We start from the raw sequence: 3,217 nt of genomic DNA on the forward strand, positions 1-3,217 counted from the left end.
AGCTTTTTTTCGTCAAAAACCGCATAAAATCAATAAAAACTTAGGGTATGTCTTTAAAACTTTTGACAATACCTTTTTTGTAAGAGGGGGAGAAAAAATGAATTTGCAAACATTATTTTCTATGCAACGACAGTTAGATGAGCGAATTGAGACAGAACGCGGATTGCGCGGCGAACGTTTAATTGAACGTAAGTTGTTAGCTCTTCTTGTTGAAATTGGAGAACTCGCGAACGAAACGCGCTGTTTTAAATTTTGGAGCTCAAAACCGAAAGCGGCAGTGGAAACGATTTTAGAGGAATATGTAGACGGTCTTCATTTTATTTTATCGCTCGGACTAGACCTTTCTCTTGATAAGCATGTTCAATGGCCGAACGTGCAAGAAAGCGAAACGCTTGTTGACCAATTTTTACGCGTATTTGAGACCGTTCATACGTTTCGGATGAAGTTAGACATCGAGACATATAATCAATTAGTATATGCGTATGCTGAGCTTGGTCATGCGCTTCAGTTTACTGCTGAACAAATTGAACGAGCGTATGTCGCAAAAAACGAAGTGAATCATGAGCGACAAAGTCACAATTATTAACAACTGTCAAAATGTTTAGTATAATGAGTGTTGTACATAGAGAGGAGTGACATACGTGAAAAAATTAGATGAAACGTTAACGATGTTGAAAGCGTTAACGGATGCGAAAGGCGTTCCAGGGAACGAACGAGAAGTACGTGAAGTAATGAAATCGTACATCGCTCCGTATGCCGATGAAGTGACGACGGATCGTCTCGGAAGCCTTATTGCGAAAAAAGTAGGAAAAGAAAATGGACCAAAAGTGATGATTGCGGGTCATTTAGATGAAGTAGGTTTTATGGTGACGCAAATTGATGAGAAAGGCTTCATTCGTTTTCAACCGCTTGGAGGTTGGTGGGGGCAAGTCATGCTTGCTCAACGTGTGACAATCGTGACGAAAAAAGGCGACATTACAGGTGTCATTGGATCGAAACCGCCACATATTTTACCTGTAGAAGCGAGAAGAAAGCCTGTTGAAATAAAAGATATGTTTATTGACATCGGGGCTTCGAGCCGTGACGAAGCGATCGAGTGGGGCGTGCGCCCTGGCGATGCGATTGTTCCGTATTTTGAATTTACAGTGATGAACAATGAAAAAATGTTGCTTGCAAAAGCATGGGATAACCGCATCGGTTGCGCAGTTGCTATTGATGTGTTGAAGCAATTAAAAGATGTTGAGCATCCAAACGTCGTATACGGTGTTGGAACCGTACAAGAAGAAGTGGGCTTGCGCGGGGCGCGGACATCCGCTTTTGCGATTGAACCAGATATTGCGTTTGCAGTAGATGTCGGCATTGCTGGCGACACACCAGGTGTATCTGAAAAAGACGCCATGGGCAAACTTGGCGGCGGACCGCATATTGTTTTGTACGATGCAACGCTTGTTTCTCATAAAGGATTGCGTGAATTTGTCATTAGTGTGGCAGAAGACATGAACATTCCATACCGTTTTGATGCGATGCCAGGCGGTGGAACGGATGCTGGTGCCATTCATATGACGATGCGCGGCGTTCCAGCGTTAACGATCTCTATCCCAACTCGTTACATTCACTCTCATGCTGCGCTTCTTCATCGCGATGACTATGAACAAACTGTAAAACTATTAGTCGAAGTCATTAAGCGATTGGATGAAGAAAAAGTGAAAGAAATTACGTTTAATTAAGAGAAGCCGACTCGAATAGGGTCGGTTTTTACTTTTTTTCAGAAAATTTTTATTGACTAAAATAAAAAAGTTTACTAAAATTTTTACTAGTAGGCGAAAACGCTTACATAAAACGTATTGGAAAAAGGGGAGGAGAATGGATGTTTAAACGTTATTGGAAATGGCTTGTCCTCATCGTAGCTTCAGCGGTTATGTTGGCAGCTTGTAGTGGCAAGCAATCATCGACGGACGACAAAGGGGAAGGATCGAGTGAAAAAATTGTATTGACAGCTTGGGCTTGGAACGTAAACGTTGGTGCTTTAAATGAAGCGATGCAAGAGTTTCAAAAAAGCAACCCGAACATTGAATTAAAAGTAGAAGATATTGGACGTTTAGATGTATATGATAAGCTATCTACAGGTTTAGCTGCAGGAGGAACAGGCCTTCCAGATATTGTACTTGTGGAAGATGATCGTATCCATGGTTATGTAAATGCGTTTCCGAAAGGATTTGTCAATTTATCAGAAAAGGGATTTGATCAGTATAAAGACGTATTTCCGACATTTAAAAAAGATTTAACATCTGTTGATGGAAAGTTTTATGCAATGCCATTTGATGCGGGTCCAACAGGGATGTTCTACCGTACGGATTTGTTTGAAAAAGCAGGGATAAAAGCAGAAGATATTGAAACATGGGATGATTTTTTAGCAGCAGCGAAAAAAATTAAAGAGGCAACTGGTGCATTTGCAATGCCTCTCGATAAATTTAAAGACGATCCGATTTTTCGTATGATGCTTAATCAACGTGGTATTTACTACTTTGATCAAGATGGGAAAATCGATTTAACAAATCCGAAAGCTGTAGAAGCAATGGAGATGTTGAAAAAGTTTGATGACGCTGGACTCATTAAAGATGTTGATGGATGGAATGGTGTTGTATCAGCAACAGTAGACGGTTCAGTAGCTACTGTTCCATTCGGTGCTTGGTATTATGGAACAATCGTTGATCAAGCGAAAGATACAAATGGAAAATGGGGAGTATTTTTACTTCCAGCATTTGAAACTGGTGGCAACCGCGCTGCAAATTTAGGTGGAAGTAGTTGGATGATTCCTGCTTCTTCTAAACATATCGATGAAGCGTATAAGTTTTTAGAATTTTTCTCAACAACGAAAGATATTCAGTTAATGGCTATGGAGAAATATGGATTATTCCCATCATTAGCGAGTGCATATGACTCTGAATTATTTACTAGTGGTGTACAATTTTTCGGAGGTCAAAAAATTTGGGAGTTATTCGCAAATGAAATGAAAGATATTCCAACAGCTTATTATACGAACGATTATGCTGTTGCTTTAGATGAAGCAATTAAGGCACAGGCAGACGTATTTAATGGAAAAGATCCAAAGAAAGCGCTTGAAGAGGCAGCGAAACGATTGAAAGATCGAACAAAACGAGAGTAACTATTCACCCCAGTGCTAGTGTATAAAAAAGCCCAACACAAATAGGGCATC

3 protein-coding genes are annotated in these 3,217 nt (G+C 40.3%); all 3 read left to right on the forward strand.

The window, feature by feature from the left end:
- Positions 1–97 precede the first annotated feature (97 nt).
- On the forward strand, positions 98–586 hold the full coding sequence (locus CS060_RS13790) for a dUTP diphosphatase (RefSeq protein WP_035050510.1): 489 nt from the start codon (positions 98–100) through the stop codon (positions 584–586).
- A gap of 55 nt (positions 587–641) precedes the next feature.
- The gene (locus CS060_RS13795) at positions 642–1,727 is read left to right on the forward strand and encodes a M42 family metallopeptidase (RefSeq protein ID WP_035050509.1); all 1,086 of its coding nucleotides are present in this window, start codon (positions 642–644) and stop codon (positions 1,725–1,727) included.
- A gap of 140 nt (positions 1,728–1,867) precedes the next feature.
- Positions 1,868–3,166, forward strand: a complete 1,299-nt coding sequence (locus tag CS060_RS13800) for an ABC transporter substrate-binding protein (protein WP_099669058.1) — start codon at positions 1,868–1,870, stop codon at positions 3,164–3,166.
- Positions 3,167–3,217 lie beyond the last annotated feature (51 nt).

The sequence above is a fragment of the Anoxybacillus flavithermus genome (assembly GCF_002742685.1).
In the GTDB taxonomy this organism is placed as follows: Bacteria; Bacillota; Bacilli; order Bacillales; family Anoxybacillaceae; genus Anoxybacillus; species Anoxybacillus flavithermus_E.